Source organism: Azospirillum lipoferum, from assembly GCF_024170005.1.
Classification (GTDB): domain Bacteria; phylum Pseudomonadota; class Alphaproteobacteria; order Azospirillales; family Azospirillaceae; genus Azospirillum; species Azospirillum lipoferum.
This window is the reverse complement of record NZ_JALJXJ010000016.1, coordinates 149,027-168,600: the sequence shown is the minus strand read 5'-3', so window position 1 is coordinate 168,600 and position 19,574 is coordinate 149,027. Positions and strand designations below refer to the sequence as shown.

Annotated in this window: 19 protein-coding genes; 17 read left to right on the top strand and 2 right to left on the bottom strand. The window is 65.2% G+C overall.

Annotated features, from left to right (window positions below; all coding sequences use genetic code 11):
- Positions 1-18: 18 nt before the first annotated feature.
- From J2848_RS29410 to J2848_RS36215, 4 genes are all read left to right on the top strand, one after another.
- The gene (locus J2848_RS29410) at positions 19-1,419 is read left to right on the top strand and encodes a tetratricopeptide repeat protein (RefSeq protein WP_149233406.1); all 1,401 of its coding nucleotides are present in this window, start codon (positions 19-21) and stop codon (positions 1,417-1,419) included.
- 232 nt (positions 1,420-1,651) lie between these two features.
- Positions 1,652-2,686 (top strand): radical SAM/SPASM domain-containing protein, encoded by a 1,035-nt coding sequence (locus J2848_RS29405; protein WP_170307155.1) that lies wholly within the window; start codon positions 1,652-1,654, stop codon positions 2,684-2,686.
- 31 nt (positions 2,687-2,717) lie between these two features.
- Positions 2,718-3,440: a phytanoyl-CoA dioxygenase family protein gene (locus tag J2848_RS29400; protein WP_246194080.1), complete on the top strand. Its 723-nt coding sequence runs from the start codon at positions 2,718-2,720 to the stop codon at positions 3,438-3,440.
- Positions 3,437-5,011: a radical SAM/SPASM domain-containing protein gene (locus J2848_RS36215; RefSeq protein WP_318604976.1), complete on the top strand. Its 1,575-nt coding sequence runs from the start codon at positions 3,437-3,439 to the stop codon at positions 5,009-5,011. The genes J2848_RS29400 and J2848_RS36215 overlap by 4 nt, the downstream gene beginning before the upstream one ends.
- A gap of 19 nt (positions 5,012-5,030) precedes the next feature.
- Here the strand turns inward: J2848_RS36215 and J2848_RS29390 are convergent, their stop codons facing one another.
- Positions 5,031-6,104 (bottom strand): radical SAM/SPASM domain-containing protein, encoded by a 1,074-nt coding sequence (locus tag J2848_RS29390; RefSeq protein WP_149233410.1) that lies wholly within the window; start codon positions 6,102-6,104, stop codon positions 5,031-5,033.
- Positions 6,105-6,108: 4 nt separating this feature from the next.
- The gene (locus tag J2848_RS29385; RefSeq protein WP_149233411.1) at positions 6,109-6,810 is read right to left on the bottom strand and encodes a class I SAM-dependent methyltransferase; all 702 of its coding nucleotides are present in this window, start codon (positions 6,808-6,810) and stop codon (positions 6,109-6,111) included.
- 296 nt (positions 6,811-7,106) lie between these two features.
- Between J2848_RS29385 and J2848_RS29380 the strand changes: the two genes are divergently transcribed.
- The 13 genes from J2848_RS29380 to J2848_RS29320 all read left to right on the top strand — a co-directional run bounded on the left by J2848_RS29380 (position 7,107) and on the right by J2848_RS29320 (position 19,541).
- Complete coding sequence (locus J2848_RS29380) at positions 7,107-8,672, top strand: PfkB family carbohydrate kinase (protein WP_149233412.1); 1,566 nt, start codon at positions 7,107-7,109, stop codon at positions 8,670-8,672.
- 10 nt (positions 8,673-8,682) lie between these two features.
- Complete coding sequence (locus J2848_RS29375; protein WP_211103252.1) at positions 8,683-9,291, top strand: D-sedoheptulose-7-phosphate isomerase; 609 nt, start codon at positions 8,683-8,685, stop codon at positions 9,289-9,291.
- Positions 9,288-9,968: an HAD family hydrolase gene (locus J2848_RS29370; protein ID WP_170307156.1), complete on the top strand. Its 681-nt coding sequence runs from the start codon at positions 9,288-9,290 to the stop codon at positions 9,966-9,968. Before J2848_RS29375 ends, J2848_RS29370 begins: the two co-directional genes overlap by 4 nt.
- Positions 9,969-9,999: 31 nt before the next feature.
- Positions 10,000-11,016 carry an aminoglycoside phosphotransferase family protein gene (locus tag J2848_RS29365; RefSeq protein ID WP_170307157.1) on the top strand — a complete coding sequence of 339 codons (1,017 nt, stop codon included), beginning with the start codon at positions 10,000-10,002 and terminating at the stop codon, positions 11,014-11,016.
- 29 nt (positions 11,017-11,045) lie between these two features.
- Positions 11,046-11,852 (top strand): transketolase, encoded by an 807-nt coding sequence (locus tag J2848_RS29360; protein WP_149233415.1) that lies wholly within the window; start codon positions 11,046-11,048, stop codon positions 11,850-11,852.
- Entirely contained in the window at positions 11,849-12,763 is a 915-nt protein-coding gene (locus tag J2848_RS29355; RefSeq protein WP_149233416.1) for a transketolase family protein, read from the top strand. Before J2848_RS29360 ends, J2848_RS29355 begins: the two co-directional genes overlap by 4 nt.
- Before the next feature lie 63 nt (positions 12,764-12,826).
- Positions 12,827-13,672 (top strand): sporadic carbohydrate cluster 2OG-Fe(II) oxygenase, encoded by an 846-nt coding sequence (locus J2848_RS29350; RefSeq protein ID WP_149233417.1) that lies wholly within the window; start codon positions 12,827-12,829, stop codon positions 13,670-13,672.
- A complete protein-coding gene (locus J2848_RS29345; RefSeq protein ID WP_149233418.1) occupies positions 13,665-14,075 on the top strand; it encodes an LIC12192 family sporadic carbohydrate cluster protein in 411 nt (136 codons plus the stop codon). The genes J2848_RS29350 and J2848_RS29345 overlap by 8 nt, the downstream gene beginning before the upstream one ends.
- Before the next feature lie 8 nt (positions 14,076-14,083).
- A complete protein-coding gene (locus J2848_RS29340; protein ID WP_149233419.1) occupies positions 14,084-14,749 on the top strand; it encodes a class I SAM-dependent methyltransferase in 666 nt (221 codons plus the stop codon).
- 92 nt (positions 14,750-14,841) lie between these two features.
- Positions 14,842-15,987, top strand: a complete 1,146-nt coding sequence (locus tag J2848_RS29335) for a class I SAM-dependent methyltransferase (RefSeq protein ID WP_170307158.1) — start codon at positions 14,842-14,844, stop codon at positions 15,985-15,987.
- Between the two features lie 43 nt (positions 15,988-16,030).
- The gene (locus J2848_RS29330) at positions 16,031-16,873 is read left to right on the top strand and encodes an O-methyltransferase (RefSeq protein WP_149233421.1); all 843 of its coding nucleotides are present in this window, start codon (positions 16,031-16,033) and stop codon (positions 16,871-16,873) included.
- Between the two features lie 29 nt (positions 16,874-16,902).
- Complete coding sequence (locus tag J2848_RS29325) at positions 16,903-17,871, top strand: SDR family oxidoreductase (RefSeq protein WP_149233422.1); 969 nt, start codon at positions 16,903-16,905, stop codon at positions 17,869-17,871.
- Positions 17,868-19,541 (top strand): hypothetical protein, encoded by a 1,674-nt coding sequence (locus J2848_RS29320; protein ID WP_149233423.1) that lies wholly within the window; start codon positions 17,868-17,870, stop codon positions 19,539-19,541. The genes J2848_RS29325 and J2848_RS29320 overlap by 4 nt, the downstream gene beginning before the upstream one ends.
- Positions 19,542-19,574: the final 33 nt, after the last annotated feature.

Genomic DNA, 19,574 nt, shown 5'->3' with positions numbered 1-19,574 from the left:
CACAGTGGTTCAGAGGCTATGTCCAATCCAGTTTCCCCTGCTGAGGCGACCGCATCGACATCGCCGGACCAGATCGATTTCGATGCGTGGCGCGCCCGCATCAAAGCGGATACCTTCGCCCGCTACCATCTGGGAATGGGCGATGCCCTGCTGAAAGCCGGCAGCGGCAGCGACGCCATCGAAGCCTACCGGCGCGCGGTCGGGATCATGCCGTCGCTGTACGAGGCGCAGGTGAAGCTGGTCGCGGGGCTGCGTCAGCTCGGACACGGCAATGAGGCGGGCGGCGCCCACCATGCGGCAGTCGCGGTGGACGCCGGTTACGAGACGAAGGGATGGATCGATATCGGCGTGCGGCAGTTGCTGGACGGCGAGGTGGAGGATGGCGCCAGGGCGCTCGCGCATGGGGTGGCGATCGGCCCGGACGACCATCGCGGCCGGCTCTATCATGCTCTCGCCCTGTTCGCGACCGGGGATATCGATCGGGCTCGGGCCGAATTCTCCACGGTCTGTGACAGGCTGGAGGCCGATGCGCCCCAGGTTGCCGCCGACTATATTACCGTCGGCAACCGGCTCTACTGGTACAGCGAATATCGCGACTGGAACCTGCCGGCGTCCGTTGCCATCGCGGACTGCGCCTGTCGGCTCGATCCGGGCAGCAGCGCCTATTTCTTCACGCTGTTCTATCTGGAAATCCTGGCCAATCGCCCGGAACGGATTCTGTCCCGTACTGCCCAGGATGCCTCGCCGCAGATGGAGGTGTTCACCGTACGCGGCCTGATCGGCTGGGCCAATCTCCTGTGCGGGCGCTGGGCCGAAGCGGACGCGATCCTGTCCCCCCTGCTGGAGCAGGAACCGGAGCCCAAGGACAGGGGCCCCGCCGCCTTCTATGCCGCCGGCCACGCCGTCGCGTTGCAGGGGCTTGGCCGCATGGCGGAAGCAAAAACGCTGCTCGACGCGCAGATCGCAAAGAATGGAAATGATTTTAATGCTTTGCGCCATCGCGGCTTGATGGCTCTGGGCGAAGGGCGCCTGGACGAGGCAAGTCTCCTGCTCGAACAGGCGAAGAGCGCGGGCACCCATTCGCCCATCCATCTCGCCGATACCGGACTGTGTCGAATGGTCCAGGGCAATCTCGACGAAGCGGAGCGGCTTCACCGGACCGCCCTGGCCCAGGCCGGCCACAAAAGCAGATTCGTCGCCGTATCGGATCCCTGGATCGCCCTGAATCTGGCACTTGTCCTCTTGCAAAAGGGAGCGGCGCAAGAGGCGTTGGACCTGTACACGGCTCATGTCGCTCCCTATCCCGCAATCATGCCGTACTTCCTGCTGCTGCTGCCCGAACAGGGACGGGAAACTATCCGGCGGCTTATGGGCGCCATCGGCCATAGTGGGGATGGAGGCGGGGACGGTCGCCCCTGACCGCGGCCTCCCTCTGAATCCAAGGCGCAGTTTTCTAGGGGGTTGTTGACCGCCAGCGTGCCGTCCGATGTGGATGCACGGTCCGGTGGTTGCCTGCGCAGATTGGGATCTCCCGCCGAAGCCGGGGGGAAGCCCGGCCGGAACCGGACGGCGTCCTTGCCGCCGCTGCTTATTCATAAAGCTTTCACGTTCTTTGCCGGACACTTTACGCCGCGAAACAGGACAAACCCATATGTACGCCGACAAGCCCCTGCTGCACGAACGCCAGAAACGCCACCGGCCGGGCGGGCTGCGGACGATCGCCCTGGACGTGACGTCGCGTTGCAACATGACCTGCAGCCACTGCTATGCTGAAACCTTCAACCGTGTCGACATGGTCGACATGGGCGCGCTCGGCCGTGCACTCGAGGAGTTCTACACGCTGGGGGTGCTTCACTACGTCATCCAGGGCGGCGAGCCCGTCACGTCGCCCAAGCGGTTGGAGTTCGTGCTGCGCCACTGCCATCCCGACGAGACCTACATCAACGTCGTCAGCAACGGCTGGGAGATGGATCGCGACCGCATCCGCTGGCTCAAGGATCTGAAGGTCGACAAGATCGCCTTCAGCCTGGATTCGGGGATCCAGGAAGAGCATGACGCCAACCGGTTGCCGGGCTCGTTCCAGCGGGTCGTGCAGGCCATCGACTGGGTCCGGGAGGCGGGCCTGCTTTCGTCCATATCCATCGTCGTGACCCATGACAGCCTCTATTCCGAAGGCTTCCGGCGCGCGTATGACTTGGCCCGAAGCAAGGGCATTCGGATGGACGTCCAGATCGCCGAACCGGTCGGCAAGTGGGACGGCCGCAAGGACATGCTGATCACGCCCGAGGACGCTGCCTACATCAAGCATTTGCAGCAGACCTCCGGCCGGATTTCCACCGGCCAGACCATGATCAACCGCGACATCTACTGCGGCGACTGCGACCATTGCCCGGCCGGGATCGAGTTCATGAGCCTGTCGGCCAACGGGCATCTCCTGCCGTGCAACTTCCTGCAGTTCAGTCTCGGCAACATCCGAGACCGGTCGATACGCCAGATGCGCGACTCCCTGATGGAATCCTCCTGGTTCCGCGGCGAAGTCGCAAATTGCCTGTGCGGCGAGAACGACGACTTCATAGACCGCTATATCGTGCCCTATGCCGGCCAGCCGAAGCCGCTGGATGCCTACGCGGTCTTCGGCCTCGAAAAACCGCCTGGCGAAAAGCCGCTCTGCGGCCATGCCCAATGACACAACCCTTCACAGCCCCGGTGACGACAGCATGAGCCTGACCGCCAGCTTCCATCGCGACGGATATCAGATCATCCGGCAGGCACTCGATCCGGCGGTCGTGCGGGACGTCGGACTGTTTCTGGAGGAGTCGCTGGAAGCCTTCCGCCGGTCCGGATCGGCAGAGGTGGAAGAACATACCCGCTCCGGCCATTTCCCCTTGGATGTCCGGCTGTCGCCACGGCTGTGGGAGCTGCCGCGCCAGGAAAGCTTGCAGGCTATCCTGCGGGATGCACTGGGCACGCAGGCTCTCTTCATGCATATGCCTCCGACAGCCCGCTTCATCGAGCCGGGCAATCCGCTGGCCGCCGTCCCGGCTCACCAGGATGTCAGCTACAACCGGCACATGTCCGATTTCCTGACCGTGTGGATCCCCTTCGTGCCGATCGACGACGCCTGCGGCGGGGTCACGATGTTCGAAGGAAGCCAGGAGTTTCCGGAATTGCTGGACGACCTGTCCCGTGACGTCTGGCTGAAACCTGTCCCGACCGACGGGCTGCGCCGGATCGAATGCCAGCCCATGCATCCGGGCGACATCCTGCTGCTGAACCGCTGGATCATCCACGAATCCATGCCGAACCGCTCATCGCGCCCGCGCCTCAGCATCGACCTGCGCTTCTTCGGGGAGACGGCGCGCTCCACGAAACATTACCTGGATTGCCAGAGCTGGACTGTGGTGCCGCCCGGCGGGGCCGGCTCCGGGAGGGTGGCATGAGCGGCATTGAAACGACGCCCGTTTCCGGCGGTGCGGCTTGCATTCCCGCGGATGCCGGCCCCTCCGATGCGGCCCTGTGGGACATGCCCGCGGCGGGCCTGTCCCACATCGCCTTCTCCTTCACCAATCGCTGCAACCTGCGATGCGTCTATTGTCCGCAGGGCACGCATCCCGATGATTTCCACGCGGAAACGCCCAAGGAGCAGATCGAGCGGATCATCGCCTATGCGCTGGAGAAGCGGGTTTCCCGGATTAGCATCGGCTATTACGGCGAAACCATGCTGGTCGACGGCTGGGAAAAGGCCGTGGAGCCGCTTTTCGACCAGGGCTTCATCCTCAATCTGGTTTCCAACTTCTCCAAGGTGATGACGCCGGCGGAAGTCGCCGCTGTCAGCCGATTCCAGGAAGTCCAGATCAGCATCGACACGATCGACATCCCGCTGCTGAAGCAGGTGCGCAAGGCCGTCGATGCGCGCACCATCCTCTACAACACCCATCTGATCCGCGCCCATGTCCTGCGGCACGGATTGCCGATGCCCAAGCTGATCTGGACCTCGGTGCTCACCGACCGGGTTGCCGAGGGGATGCCCGACTTGGTGGCAACGGCGATATCCAGCAGTGTGCCGGCCATCAACTGCGTCGAAGTCGCCTATATCGACGGTGTCGGGGCGAATGCGGTCCGTCATCTGAACGATGCCGAGGAGGACGTGTTCCGCAGAGGCTTCGCGGCGGTGCATGAAGCGCGACGGCTGGCGCTGCGCCATGGCGTCTCCTTCGCTCTCGGCGGCGCGGAACGCATGGCCCGGCGTGCCTTGGCGCTTTACGGCCGGCAGGAGTTCGGGCGCATCACGCGCACGCTGACCGGCCTGGACGACCTGGACGCCGGAAGACGGATCTTCATCTACGGTGCGGGAAGCGTCGGCCACGCCTTGCGGAACCGGCTGCCGGACCGGATGGTCGCTGGCTTCATCGACAGCGAACGCCACGGCACCCTTGATGGCCTTCCGCTCCTGTCTTTCGACCTGTACCGGCAGCAGAGGACGGCGGATGACCTCATCCTGATCGGTTCCAGTTTCGAGGACGAGATCGAGGGACGGCTTCTCGCCCATGGCATCGACGGCTACCGACGCGCCTTCCGCGGTCTCCCTGCATCGGCAGGGATTGGACAGGGACCGGACGGGGACGACACACAAGCCGCCGCCGGGGGCGGGCCGCACCTCCGCCGCCAGGGCATCCAAGGGGAATATTCCTTCAGCGGCGATGCTCTCGACGACTTGCCGCCGGGTATGACCCGGATGTGCACGACACCCTGGACGAATGTGTTCCTGGCTCCGAAGGGCGAAGCCTATGCCTGCTGCTTCCGTGGACAGGTGATGGGAACGCTGAAGGACGATGGTGGAATTGACGGCATCATGGCCGGCGAAGCCTACCGGGACCTGCGACGCAGGCTTCTTTCCGGAACGGATCTCGATCCGGAATGCCGGTTGTGCACCGGCAGCGCCATGGTAACGCCGCAGGAACTGCGCGAGCAGTTGATCCGCCTCGCACAGCCGCCCGGCGGCCAAGGCTGAGCGCCGCCGGCCGAAGACCTTAAACGAATTCGGCGTGCCGCGTGTCGAGGGACAAGTAATCGTGGAGAACCAAGTTCTTCCGATGGGCGACGCAATGGTGCCGGCATTGGCTGGACGGGTCGATGGCCTGCAGCCGCTGCCGGTTCTCCTCTGAGAACCAGAAGTCCCTGAACCGGCGGCCGTTCAGGAAGCCCAGCCGTCCACCGCTGGTATAGGCTTTGTCCTGGCATGTGTAGACGCCGCCGTCAGCGCCGATGACCGTCAGGAACTGCAGGAACGGACAGGTCCCGTAGCCCTTCTCGAACCGGTCCTCAAGCTCGTGATAATGGTCCACGATACGGAAATCGGCGGTTTCCAGCCGCCTGGCCTGCTCGATCTGGCTAGAGACGGCGAGGTGAATCCGCCGGTGGTAGGCGTTGTTCTCGTCTCTGTCGTTGGACACCACGGCGCCGCTGATCTTGACGTGGTTGACCCCGGCGTCCCGCAAACGGGCGCAGACTGAAGCGAGATGCAGCGCGTTGCGCTCGCTCACGATGAAGCTGATCCCCAACACGCATCGCGACCCGCGGGCGGCGAAGGCCTCCAGATTGCCCATCAACCGGGTGAAGGCGTCGGGACGCGCGCCCCTGGCTTCGGCGTAGCTTTCGTCGTCCCAGCCGTCGAGTGACACGCGCACCCAGGCGCCGTGGGTCGCGAAGGCATCGGCCATGGCCCCCTTCAGGTTCGCGCCGTTGGTCAGCGTCGCGATCTTGACGCCGCCGGCGGACAGCCGCCGCACCACCTCGGGCAGTCCCTTGTAGAGCAGCGGCTCCCCGCCACCCGAGAAGGTCACCGCCCGCACCTTCATATCGACGATGTCTTCGACGATCCCGAACATCGTGTCGAGAGGGATCGTCGCGCCGACATCCATCTCCTCGCCCAGGGCAAGGTTGTCCACCCGGTAGGCGCAGTACCAGCAATTGTGGTTGCAGCGGTTGATTGGCTTGATGCGGATATGCACGGGAGCCGCCAGCCCGCCGCCGGCTAGCGCGTCCAGCTGTTCGCGGAAGCGCAGGAACTTCAAGTTGCTGTAAAGCTGTGCCGGGGTTGCCATGGGCTCAGGCGCCTTCGATCTGCTTCTTCGAACAGCAGACGGCCAGAAGGTAATGGGCCATCGGATAGAAACCGGTATGCACGACCTCATCGTTCATCGAGAAGATGAACACGGTGTGGAAGTGCCGCTCCATCACCGATTTCAGCGCGTCGCCGGATTTGCAATTGATATGGCCGGCCTTGCTGGCGGCGGAGGCGTGGGCCTGGGATTCCAAGGAAGGCATCCCGACGATCAGCACACCATGCGGTTGGAGCGAGGCGGTGACATTGGCGATGAACCGATCCTCGGCGCTCTCCGGGATATGCTCCAGCACATCGAGGCTGTAGGCGGCATCGAAGCTGCCCTCCACCGGACCGGCCAGGATGTCGTGCACCCGCGCCTCATAGTTCCAGGGAGGGGTCATGCGGTCCTGGGCGTCGGCGATGAACAGGGGATCGTAATCGACCACCAGCAGATCGCGCACCTCCTGGCGGACGATGCGTGAGCCGAAAGCGTCGCCGCAGCCGATCTCCACTGCCCGCCCTCTGCCCCGCAGCATCTTCGAAACGAACTTGTAGCGGGCCAGCGTGAACACGAGGCGTCGCGGATCCTCGTGCCAGACCTGGTTGTTCATGATGCCCAACCGGGCGAACCCGATCCGGTCGCGCAGGTCGATCAGGGACTGGTTGACCGGGTCGCGCGTATGATCCTCAGGGGAGGAAGCCATGGTGAACGGCATCGTCAGTTTGATAGCGGCAGGCATCATAGGATCCGCCTTCTGCGGGACCAAACAGATTCATCTGCGGCTGAATTTCAGGCCCGGAGCCTCTCCGACAGCCCTGTCACCCTGACCGGACGCTACCGGAAATCGTGGGAAGCAATGAATTAACAGATTGTTAGCAAGCACACGGCGAAAGTCACTACACTCAGGTCCAGGCTCGTCCCGGTGACCGGACGCCGCCAGGTCGGGCCTCGATCGACGCCCGGCAGCCCCTTCGACCGCACGCGGAGAATTTTGCCAGCATGACCGCCGATACCCTGCCGCCAAGCGGAGCCGACCGGCGCGCCACACGCGACAAGATATGCCTTCTGCCGGACCTTGCCCACATCGCCGAAAAAGCCCGGGCCGCCGGCCGGAAGGTGGTGCTTGCCCATGGCGTCTTCGATCTGCTGCATCTGGGGCACGTGCGTCATCTGGAAGAGGCGCGCCAGCACGGCGACATGCTGATCGTCACCATCACCGCTGACCGCCATGTGAACAAGGGGCCGGGGCGTCCGGTCTTCACCCAGAGCCTCCGTGCCCAGATGCTGGCGGCGCTGGAGCAGGTGGACTGGGTCGCCGTCAACGAGGAGCCGACGGCCGAACCCATCCTGGCCATGCTCCGTCCCGATGTCTATGTGAAGGGATCGGACTACGCGAACGCCGCCGAGGATGTGACCGGCGGCATCGTCCGGGAACGCAAGGCGGTGGAATCCCACGGCGGGCGTCTCGTCTTCACCGACGACATCACCTTCAGTTCGTCCAGCCTCATCAACCGCTATCTCGGCGTCTACAATCCGGAGCTGAACAGCTACCTCGCGGACATGCGCCAGAACCAGACGCTGCCGCAGATCCTCGACATGATCGAGCGAGTCAGGGATTTTCGGGTGCTGCTGGTCGGCGACACCATCGTCGACGACTACCAGTATGTCGAAGGCATGGCGAAGTCACCCAAGGAGAATATCCTCGTCACGCGCTTTTGCGAGCGCGAGCTTTTCGCCGGCGGAATCATCGCCGCGGCCAATCACGTCGCCGGGCTGTGCCGCTCCGTCGACGTCGTCACCTGCATCGGTGATCTGGAAAGCCACGAAGACCTGATCCGCAGCAGCGTCAAGCCGAACGTCCGGCTGGATTTGCTGACGCGCCGGGGCAAGCCCACGACGCGCAAAACCCGCTTCGTGGAGCGCGGGTACATGCGCAAGATGTTCGAAGTCTACAACATGGACGATACGCCGGTTGCCGGCCAGGAAGAGAACTGGCTTGCCGAGCGCATCGCGGCGGCAGGGGACTACGACCTCGTCATCGTCACCGACTTCGGCCATGGCATGATCACGCCCCGCCTGATCGATCTGCTGAGCCGACATGCCCGTTTCCTGGCGGTGAACGCGCAGACCAACAGCGGGAATCTCGGCTACAACCTGATCGTCCGCTATCCGCGCGCCGACTATGTCTGCATCGACGCGCCGGAGGCCCGTCTGGCGGTCATGGACCGCTTCAGCGACATCATGCACATCGCCAGCGAGCTTCTGCCGTCGCGGATCGACTGTTCGCGTCTGATCATCACGCACGGCAAGCACGGCTGCGTCACCTTCGACAAGGCGGAGGGGCTTCACCGCATTCCCGCCTTCACCAGCACGGTCATCGACACCATGGGGGCGGGAGATGCCTTCCTGAGCGTGACGGCGCCGCTGGTGGCGGCCGGCGGCCCCATGCCGCTCATCGGGTTCATCGGGAATGCCGCCGGAGCGATGAAGGTCAACATCATCGGCCACCGCAGCGCCATCGAAAAACCTGCGTTGCTCAAGTTCGTCACTGCCTTGCTGAAATGAGGGTGCGATTGTGCAGGAGCGCGTAAACGCCTATTTCGAGGTCCTCAGCACACTGCAGACGGCCACGGAGGCAACCGATTTTTCCGGGCATGTCCTCTCCCTGGGCGCGGCATTCGACCGGGCGATCGGCATCGCCCGCTCGGCCACCGCGGCGGGCGGCAAGCTGATGATCGTCGGCAACGGCGGCAGCGCCGGGATCGCCAGCCATCTCGCCATCGACTTCTCGAAGAATGGCGGCATGAGCGCCATGGCCTTCAACGACCCGGCCGCGCTGACCTGCCTCGGCAACGATCTCGGCTACGAGAACGTTTTCGCCGCGCAGATCGGTTTCCATGCCCGCCCGGGCGATCTGCTGGTGGCGATCAGCAGCTCTGGCCGGTCACCCAACATCCTGAAGGCGGTGGCTGCCGCGCGGGAGCGTGACTGCGGGATCCTGACGCTCAGCGGCTTCGATGCCGGCAACCCGCTACGCCGTGCCGGCGACGTCAACCTGTATGTGCCGTCGACATCTTACGGCTTCGTCGAGGTCTCGCATCTGGCTCTGTGCCATGCCCTGCTCGACCTCGCCATGGGCTGGACGCCGAAAGACGGGCCGGCCGGACCGGGAGCCGCCGGATGACCGGAACGGGCTCGAACGACGCGGCCGTTCCGGGAACATGTCCCGGAAAGCGGCTGATCGGTCTCGATTTCGACAACACCATCGTTCTCTACGACCGCGTCTTCATCCGGGTCGGCCATGCCATGGGACTGCTTCCCCCCGGTTTTTCCGGCGGCAAGCAGCAGGTCCGCGACCATATCCGGGCGCAGAACGACGGTGACACCAAATGGTGCCGCCTGCAGGCACAGGTCTACGGCCCCGGCATCGCTGACGCCGAGCCGGCCCCCGGCATCCTGGAATTCCTGGCGCGCTGCCGGAAGGCCGGCTTCGGCATCGTCGTGGTCAGCCACAAGACGGAAACCGCCGCCGCCGATCCCCATGGCGTCAATCTGCGCGATGCGGCGCGGACTTGGATGCGGCGCCACGGCCTGACCGGGGACGGCCCCGGCGGGATCGCCCCGCAGGACATTCATTTCGAAGCGACCCGCGGTGAGAAGATCGCCCGTCTCGCGGCGCTCGGCTGCAGCGATTTCGTCGATGATCTGGAGGAGGTGTTTCGCGAACCGTCTTTCCCGGAGCGGGTCGGGCGCCATCTCCTGCTTCATGGCTCCGGCCGATTGCCCTCCGGTCCCTTCCATTCCTACCGGTCCTGGTCCGATGTCGCCGACACCCTGCTCGCACCCCCCGTCCGGAGCTGATGCTCCCGGGCTCGCGCAGGTCGCCGCGAGCTTGGCCGGTTCTCCGGTGCAAAGCCTTCGCCAGGCCGGCCACGGTGGCAACAGCCGACTGTACCGGGTGGAGACGGAGGACGGTGTCCGCGCCCTCAAGCTCTATCCGCCGCGCGGCGCCGATGGCCGGGATCGGCTTGCTCATGAACGGGCGGGCCTGGGCTTCCTGCACAGGCACGGAGCGCCGGTGCCCCGGCTGCTTGGCGCGGATCCGGAGGCGGGCGCCGCTCTGCTGGAATGGGTGGACGGTCCCCCGCCGCCGGAGGGCGAGGGATGCGACGCCATGATCGGCTTCCTAAAGCACTTGCACGGCCTGCGCCACGCGCCCGATGCCGCCGGGCTGCCGCAGGCGGTCGAGGCCTGCCCCTCCGCTGCGGAGTTGCTGCGCCAGATCGAAGGCCGGCGCATACGCTTGGCCATGGTGGCGGAGGAGCCGGAAAACGGCGACCTTGCCCGCCTGCTGGACGAGCGTTTCGACCCGGCTGCGGGCCGGCTGCGCGATCGGCTGTCCCGACTCTATGATCTGGCGCGGATCGACGTGCAGACGCCGACAGCCCGTCGGAACCTGACCCTGTCGCCGTCCGATTTCGGACTGCACAACGCGCTGTCCCGGGCAGATGGCAGCATCGTCTTCATCGATTTTGAATATTTTGGATGGGACGACCCGGTGAAACTGGTAGCCGACACGCTCTGGCATCCCGGGATGCGGCTGTCCGCCGCCACGCGGAGCCGTTTTCTGAAGGCCGCTGGAACGGTCTACGGCAATGATCCTGGTTTTGCCGTCCGGCTGGCTTCCCAAATAGGTTTTTTCGGCTTGCGCTGGTGTCTGATCGTGCTTAGTGACTTCCTGCCTGAACGCTGGGCGCACCGTGCCGGCGCCGGTGCCGACGGGACATGGACGGATGCCAGGCGCATCCAGGCGGAAAAGGCAAATGCGCTTCTCGATCGGGTTTCCTGCATCCTGTCCATTGATCCGATGGACTGGCCGGCAGCCTTTCACCGTGCCGGGCACGGTTGACAACTGGAAAGAGGGGGTCGAGTAGATCCATGGATGCCCGTTCCCGTCATCTGCGCAGCCTGGTAATCGACGCCCTGGAGGGCGGCGGCCGAGGGCATGTCGGTTCCACGCTTTCTCTGATCGAGATCATGCGCGTGCTGTACGACGATGTGCTGCGCGTCCGTCCCGACGATCCGGCTTGGCCGGACCGTGACCGCCTGATCCTCAGCAAGGGGCACGGCTGCCTCGCCTTGTACGCGCTGCTGGCGGACAAGGGGTTCTTCCCCGTCGATGCGCTGAAGGAGCAATGCCGGCCGGACGCCATGCTGGGTGGCCACCCGCAGCGCGGCCATACGCCGGGGGTGGAGGCGTCGACCGGCGCGCTCGGCCATGGTTTGGCATTGGGGGTGGGCATGGCCCTGGCCGCAAGGCTGCAGCGCCGCCCGAGCCGTGTCTTCGTCGTCATGGGCGATGGCGAACTGGACGAGGGATCGGTCTGGGAGGCCGCGATGGCCGCAGCCAAGCATCGGCTGGACAACCTGGTCGCGCTCGTCGACTACAATAAGCTCCAGTCTTATGGCGCCGTTGCCGAGGTGCTCGACCTGGAACCGCTGGCCGACAAGTGGCGCAGCTTCGGCTTCGCCGTCGCCGAGGTGGATGGGCACGATGTCGGCGCGTTGCATGACCGGCTGGCCTCGTTGCCCTTCCAGTCCGGACAGCCGTCCATCCTGATCTGCCACACCGTCAAAGGCAAAGGGCTGGATTTCGCCGAAGGGCAGGCCCTGTGGCATCACAAGGCGCGGATCGAGGCTCCCGACGTCGCCCGGATGCGCCAAGCCCTGGAGTCCGCCCGATGAGACAGACCGCTCTCACCATGGTCCATGAGCTGGCACGCCGCGACCCGCGCGTGCTCTTCATCGGTTCCGATCTCTCCCCAGGCGTGCTCAAAGGCATGAAGGAGGAGATGCCCGAGCGCTTCTTCATGGAAGGTGTCAGTGAGGCCTATGTGATCGGAATGGCGGCTGGAATGGCGATGGACGGGTTCATCCCCTACATCAACACCATCGCCACCTTCCTGACCCGGCGCTGCCTGGAACAGATCTGCATCGACGCCTGCCTGGAAAACCTGCCGCTCCGTCTGATCGCCAGTGGCGGTGGGCTGGTCTACGCTCCGCTCGGTCCGACGCATCTGGCGACGGACGACATTGCCCTGCTGCGCCCGCTGCCCAACATGGCGATCGTCGCCCCGTCGGATGCCGATGAGATGAAGCGCCTGATGGAGGCGTCCCTGACCTGGGAGGGGCCGCTCTACATCCGTCTGGGCAAGGGCGGTGACCCCATCGTTTCGCGGCCGGAGGCCGGTTTCGCCATCGGCAAAGCCATCCCCATGCGTCCGGCCGGCCGCGTGCTGATCGTTTCGACCGGCGTGATGACGAACCGCGCCCTGGCGGCGGCCGATCTGCTGGACGGCATCGGCTGTGGCGTTCTGCACATGCACACGATCAAGCCGCTTGACGTTGAAGGGCTGCTCGCCGCCGCGGACGGGGCGCAACTGGTGGTGACGCTGGAGGAGCATGCCCGCATCGGTGGGTTGGGCAGCGCCGTCGTCGAGGCCCTCTCTGACGCCGGCCGTCTGAAGCCTACCCTGCGCCTGGGCCTGCCCGACCGCTTCCCCGAAGGCTACGGCTCGCAAGACCATCTGCTGGAACTTGCCGGGCTGCAGCCATCCCAGGTCGCCGACACCATCCGCAAGACCCTGGATCGATGAGGCCGGACGCCACGGATCCGGTTCTGTGGCGTTCAGGTCCTTCAACCGCTGGGAGAGAGCCTCATGATCGATCCGGAGTTCCTGACGGCGGAGGAGCGGGCGCTTTCCGAGCGCTTCATCGCACAGGGCTACCTGATTGCTCCGGTGGAGAACCGGGCGTCGCTCGACCGCATCCGCGCCCATGTCGCCGCCGCCGCCTGCGAGATGCTCGGCATCACGCCCATGCCGAAGGACGGAGGAAAGGATGGCTCATCGGGGGACGGCATCGGCGCTCTGCTGGACGGCATCCACGGCCATGTCGATCCCGAACGTCTCAACGCTTTGCGCCTGTCCGTCATCGGCGCCATGGCCGCCGCGCCCTGGTTCCGCGCCGCCTACTTCTCGCTGGCACGCCAAGCGCTGTCGGCGGTGATCGGCAACGAACTGGCGATGCAGCGGCGCGTCAACCTTTCGATCCAGCTTCCCGGCGATGCGGAATCGCTGCTGCCGGTCCATGCCGACGTCTGGTCGGGCGACTCACCGTTCGAAGCCGTCCTGTGGGTGCCTCTGGTCGACTGCTACGGGACCAAGGCCATGTATCTGCTGCCACCAGTCCCGAACGCGCATCTGAGCGATAGGCTTCACCAGTTCGCCGAACGCGGCGCCGAGGACATCTACCGCTCTATCGAGCCTGACATCGAATGGATGACCGTTCCATACGGCCATTACCTGCTGTTCAACCAGAATCTGGCGCATGGCAACCGGGTGAACCGCGAACCGGAAACCCGGTGGAGCATGAACTGCCGATTCAAGGGCGTGTTCACGCCCTACGCGGACAAGAAACTCGGCGAGTTCTTCGAGCCCATCACCCTGCGCGCCATGAGCCGGCTGGGAATGGACTATCGCCTGCCGGGGGGCTTCGATGAATAGAACCGGGCGGCACGGCTATCGCGGCTACATCGGATCCCGCCCGGTGCTCGGCAACCGGACGCCCCAGCATGTCCAGAACCTGGTGATCCGCGACTACGCACAGCGCCACGGCCTAACCTACAAGCTGAGCGCTACCGAATATGCGATGCCCGCCTGCTACATGATGCTCCACCAGGTTCTGGAGGAGTTGCCGATGCTGGAGGGCATGATCGCGTTCTCTCTGTTCATGCTGCCACGCCGGGCCGAACGGCGCCTTGCCGTTTACCGCCGCGTCCTCGACGCAGGCGCGTCCCTGCACACCGCGCTGGAGGGCTTCGCCCTGCACGGGGAGGGCGACATCGACCGGCTGGAGCGGATTTGGCTGGTGCAGTCGCAGCAGCTTCCGACCCTGCAAATTCCCTGAGGACCGCCATGGCCTGGATCGATTTCATCCAGACGCTCCACAGCAGCACGAAACGCGATTACGTGCAGCGCGTGGTCGAGCATGACAAGGCTGCCTGCGCAGAGGTGGCCCGGCGCTTCGGGCGCGACTATTGGGACGGCGAGCGCCAGTACGGCTATGGCGGCTATCGCTACGACGGCCGCTGGCTGCCGGTGGCGGAAAAGATCGCCGCCCATTACGGACTGAAGCCTGGGGACCGCATTCTGGATATCGGCTGCGGCAAGGGCTATCTGCTCCACGAATTCACCCGCGCCGTTCCGGGCGTCGAGGTGTTCGGAGTCGACATCTCGGCCTACGGCATCGCCTACGCAAAGCCGGAGGTCCGGAACCGGCTGGCGGTCTGCGATGCCCGTGCCTTGCCCTTTCCCGACGGCAGCTTCGATTTCGTGATTTCGCTCGGCACATTCCACAACCTGCCCATCGAAGGCGTGTTCGGCGCCTTGGCCGAGGCGGAGCGGGTCGGCCGCGGCGACCGCAAATACTTCATGGTGGAATCCTTCCGGAACGAACGGGAGAAGGCAAACCTTCTCTATTGGCAGCTGACCTGCCAGTCCTTCCATGACCCGCAGGGCTGGGCATGGATCGCTAGGCAGGCCGGTTACCGCGGGGACTACGGCTTCATCTACTTCGAATGAGGAACGTGCTGAACGATTTCCCTGGGCGGCTTCAAAGGGATCCCGGGTTCGGAAACGGCCGGCCCATCGGCATTGAGGTGTGGAGCGCAGAGATGAACGGAACCGCCTACGTCGATTTCTACAAGAGGCTGGGGATCTCGCCGGTCGCGCAGGATGTCAGCGACCTGCCGCGGCATTTCGGCCGCCGCGACTCCCTCTACCGCTTCCTCGGCATTCCTGCGGCCCTGGTGGCCGAACGGTCCGTAATCGAATTCGGCCCCGGATCGGGGCACAATGCCTTGTTTACGGCAAGCCTGAAGCCGAACCGTTATGTCCTGGTCGACGGCAACCCCGTGGGGGTGGCGGAAACCCGCGCCAATTTGGCGTGCCACGGCTTTTGCGAGGGGAGCATCGAGGTCGTCGAAAGCATGTTCGAGGGGTTCGATACGGCCGAACGCTTCGACATCGTGCTGGCGGAAGGTTTCCTGGCACCGCATTCGGATGCCCCGACCCGCCTGCTGCGCCATCTCAGCCGCTTCACCGCGCCGGGCGGCATCCTGGTGATCACCACGGTGACGCCCGCCTCCCTCCTGTCGGAGATGGTGCGGCGCTTGATGCGCAGCCGTCTGATCGCCCCCGACGCCCCCGCATCCGAACAGATGGCCCTGATGCGTCCTATCCTGGAGCCGCATCTGGCCACCTTGTCCGGGATGAGCCGGTCGGTGGAGGACTGGCTGCTCGACAACATCATCCAGCCGGTGCGCCCGGACGGGCTGCTGACCATTCCCCAGGCGCTCGACACCCTGTCGGACGATTTCGACGCCTATGGTTCATCCCCGTCCTTCACCACCGACCTGCGCTGGTACAAGACGGTCCATGGAGTCAGGCGCGGCTTCAACGAGCGGATGACCGAGTGCTATTTCCGCCGCCTGGAAACGATGGTCGACTACCGATTCTCCCCTCCCGAACACGAAGAGGAAACCGGCCGGACCCTGGAGGGGCTGTGCAAGGGCATCTGGGATCTGATGACTGCCGCCGAGGCGACGGGGAAGCGCCTCGAGGCGCCCGAACGGGTTTCCGCCCTGCTGGCGCCCATCGCCGATGCGCTGCGCCCCCGGCTGCCGGAGACGGCGGCGGCCCTGAACGAGGTGTCGGAGGTTTTCACCGGCCATCGGTCCGAAGCGGAACTGCGCCTCTTCCCGGCCTTCTGGGGACGGGGGCAGCAATACCTCAGCCTGATCCGCCGTAACAGCCCGTAACGACCATCAGGTTCAAGCCGCAAGGCGACACGCCGCTTAACAATTGACGGCCCATTCCTGCCGGAACCGCGGAGACAAGACGTCCATGACCGATCAGCCTTCCCCTCCCACCCAGAACGCCCCTCCCGTCCGGAACGCGGAGAACAGCTTCATCTTCGAGCGGGTGACCAACTGGGAGGATCGGATCCTGCCGTCTCAGCCCGTCCTGTCCGTACATTTCCAGCACCCGCCCGAAGAGTTCTATCCGCGCCTGCTGGACAGGATTTCCCAGGTCAGCACACCAGCCGATCCGGAGGCCCGCTTCCAGTTGGAGGTGCCGCCCGGCATCAGCTTCTCGCAGTTCGGTTCGAACATGTTCGTGCTGAAAACGCTGGAGATGCTGATCAAGATCGGCGGCTACAAGCGCATTCTGGAGATCGGCACCTTCATCGGGGTCTCGGCGATGTGCTTTGCCGATGCCGCCGGGCCGGATGGCCGCGTCGTCACGATCGAGAAATACCCCCAGTTCAGCAGCCTGGCCGAAACGAACATCGAACGGAACGGCTTTGCCGGCCGGATCAACGTCCTTCAGGGCGAAGCGCTGTCCATGATCGATACGATCAGGGAGCAGGGACCGTTCGATATGATATTCCTCGACGGCGACAAGGAAAATTATTGCGAATACTACAATACCCTCAAGGACATGCTTGGTTCCGGTGGGCTTTTCATTGTCGATGATGTGCTCTTCCATGCCGACACCCTCAACGCCGTCCCTTCCACGAAGAAGGGGGCCGGGGTTGCCGCCCTGCTCGACCAGTTGGCGCAGGACGACAGCACGGACAAGGTGTTCCTACCGGCAGTGAACGGCATGGTACTGGTGCGCCGCAAGGATGGCCCCGCTGCCTGAAGGCAGGGCATGAGGATGGAGGAGCGGCCATGACGTCGGGTTTTCCGGACGGGACCGGGGATGCGGGCGGTCATTGCCTCGTCGTCGGTGGCGACAGCATGATCGGGCGCGTGCTGGCCGGCACTCTGGACGGGGCGGAGGCGGGGCGTGTCTTCACGACGACCCGCCGACCCGCCACCACCGGGGAACGCCGCCTGCATCTGGATCTGGGCGATCCGGGCACATGGGATGCCGCACTTGCCCGGCCCTGGTCCTCGGCCATTCTATGCGCCGCCATGGCCCGCCTGGACGCCTGCCATGCCGATCCGGAAGCGGCGATGCGGATCAACGCCCATGGACCGGTTGCCCTGGCGGCTGCCTTGGCGGCGCGCGGCTGCTATGTCGTGCTGCTGTCGACCAATCAGGTCTTCGACGGCCGGCTGCCGTCCCCGTTGCCCGAAACGCCGGTCAGTCCGACCACCGCCTATGGCCGCAGCAAGGCAGAGGCGGAACGGGGGGTGATCGCCTTGGCTGGCCGGCCGGGCATGACCACCCCTGGCGTGCTCCGGCTGTCCAAGGTGGTGGAGCCGGGCATGCCGCTGCTGGCGGGCTGGATCGACCGCCTGCGGCGCGGAGACGAGGTGCTTGCTGCGCGGGACATGTCGCTGGCCCCCCTGCCGGTCGCCCAGGTGGTGGAGGCGCTGCGCCGCATGAGCGGACGGCGCACGGCCGGGATCGTCCAGTTGGCTTCCGCCGCCGAAATTTCCTACGTCGAGGCAGCGCGGCATGTCGCCCGGCGGATCGGAGCCTCACCGGTTCTGGTCCGGCCGGTGGACAGCGTGGCCGCCGGATTCCTGAAGGACCAGCCACCGCTCCACACCCTGATGGACGGGGATCGCGCCACCGCGGAACTCGGCATCCTTCCGCTCGATCCGTTTGAAACGCTGGACCACTGCATCGCTCCCCTTCTGGAGCCCCCTTATGCCGGCAGCCGCGCCGGGGGGGGGCTGGACCGATGAGCGCCTCCGATATCGCCCGCCATCCCGCGGCACCATCCGGAGCTTCTCCGTTCGACGATCCATGGGCCGGCGCCGGGCTGCCCGATGCGCAGACCGCCCTGGCCGGCGCCGACGCCCTGGTCAGAACCTTGCTCCACTGGTACGGCGCGCCGCGCATGCCGGAGATCCTGCGGCGCTTCTGCACGGAGCAGCCGGCCGGCCGCGTCCTGCTGTACGGAGCGGGCACCCTGACTCGGACCTTGCTGGAGCATCTTCCCCCCACCATCAAGGTGGTCGGGATCCTGGACCGGATGGCTGCCGATATCGGGACCTTCTGCGGCCATCCGGTATTCCGGCCCGATCAGATCGCCGGGCTGGCCTTCGACCGGGTTCTCCTCGCCCACACCGTCTATGAAATGGAAATGCGGGCCGCCGCCGTCGCCGCGGGGATTCCGGCCGACCGCATCGTGACCGTGCACACCGCTTCCCGCTACCGGGCACTGTCCGCTCCGGCGGTGGAGTCCCTAGCGGACGACGCCTGCCGGCGGCCGGCCGATTCGGTCATCGTGACCTGCTGCAGCGCCAATATCCTTCACGACCGGCAGCTTGCCCAATGGCTGCCGCCGGATCGAACCATTCAGCTTTTCCTGGGGCGGGAGGTCGGCGGCGTTCGGAACGAAGGAGACTACCAGTCCTTCGACCTGCGGGAATCGCTGGAGGCTCTGGTCCTGGTCCTGAAGCGCCTGCGGCCGAAGGTCGTCTATGTCCGCAGCATCATCTACAAGAATTATCTGGGAATGCTGGTCAAGCATGTCCTGCCCGAAGCGAAGGTCGTTCAGGAGTTCTACGATTATACGATCCTGTGGCCCGATGAGGACCTGTCCAACCTGTTTGGGCTGAACGCGACCTCCATGGGCTGGCTGAGGAGATCGGAGCTGATCGCCGGACATACGCTCGACCTCGCCCTGTCCAAGCGGGGCGGAGTGGAGTGGGAGCGCCTGCAGTCCCACCTGCGCACGCCCTACCAGCTGGCCTTTCCGCAAATGGTGGAAGGCCCCGAACCGGCGGGCGGTCCGCCGCGGGCGGATTTGGTCTATGCCGGGTTCCTCCCGTCCAGCACCTTTCTGCGCAACTTTCCCATCGGCTACAACTTCCTGCCCCTGCTGGAAGCCGTCTGCCGTGACGGCGGCTTGGCGGCGGACATCTACAACTCCTCCCACGCCGATGCATCGGGCGATGTCATCTTCGCGGATTACCTGGAACGGTATGCGGAGCCCCCCCTGGTCTACAGCCGCCGCCTCGACTACGCCGATCTGCTGGCGCGGCTGCCTTCCTACCGCTTCGGCTGGCTGTGCAATGACCAGAAAACCTTCCATGCCGACCGCCGGGTGGGAATCTGCAACCGCTGGACCGGCTATGTCAGCGCCGGCCTGCCGACCCTCCTGGATTCCAGCTGGGGCTTTATGGGCGATCTGGTGCGCGAATATGACGCGGGCGTCGTCATCGAACGGCTGGAGCCGTCCGATGTGCTCGACGCCATCCGCAAGGCCGACCATCGGCGGCTTGTCGATGGCACGCGGCACCTTCGCCGCAGGCTTCTGGCCGACAATCGGGCGGCGGCCGAAGCCGTCGCGACCCTGGTTGAAGGAGGGATGGGAGCACCCTGTTTTGACGCGCACCAGCGTGCGTAATCGGATATTCCTGTCCTTTCCCGCGGATGGGCC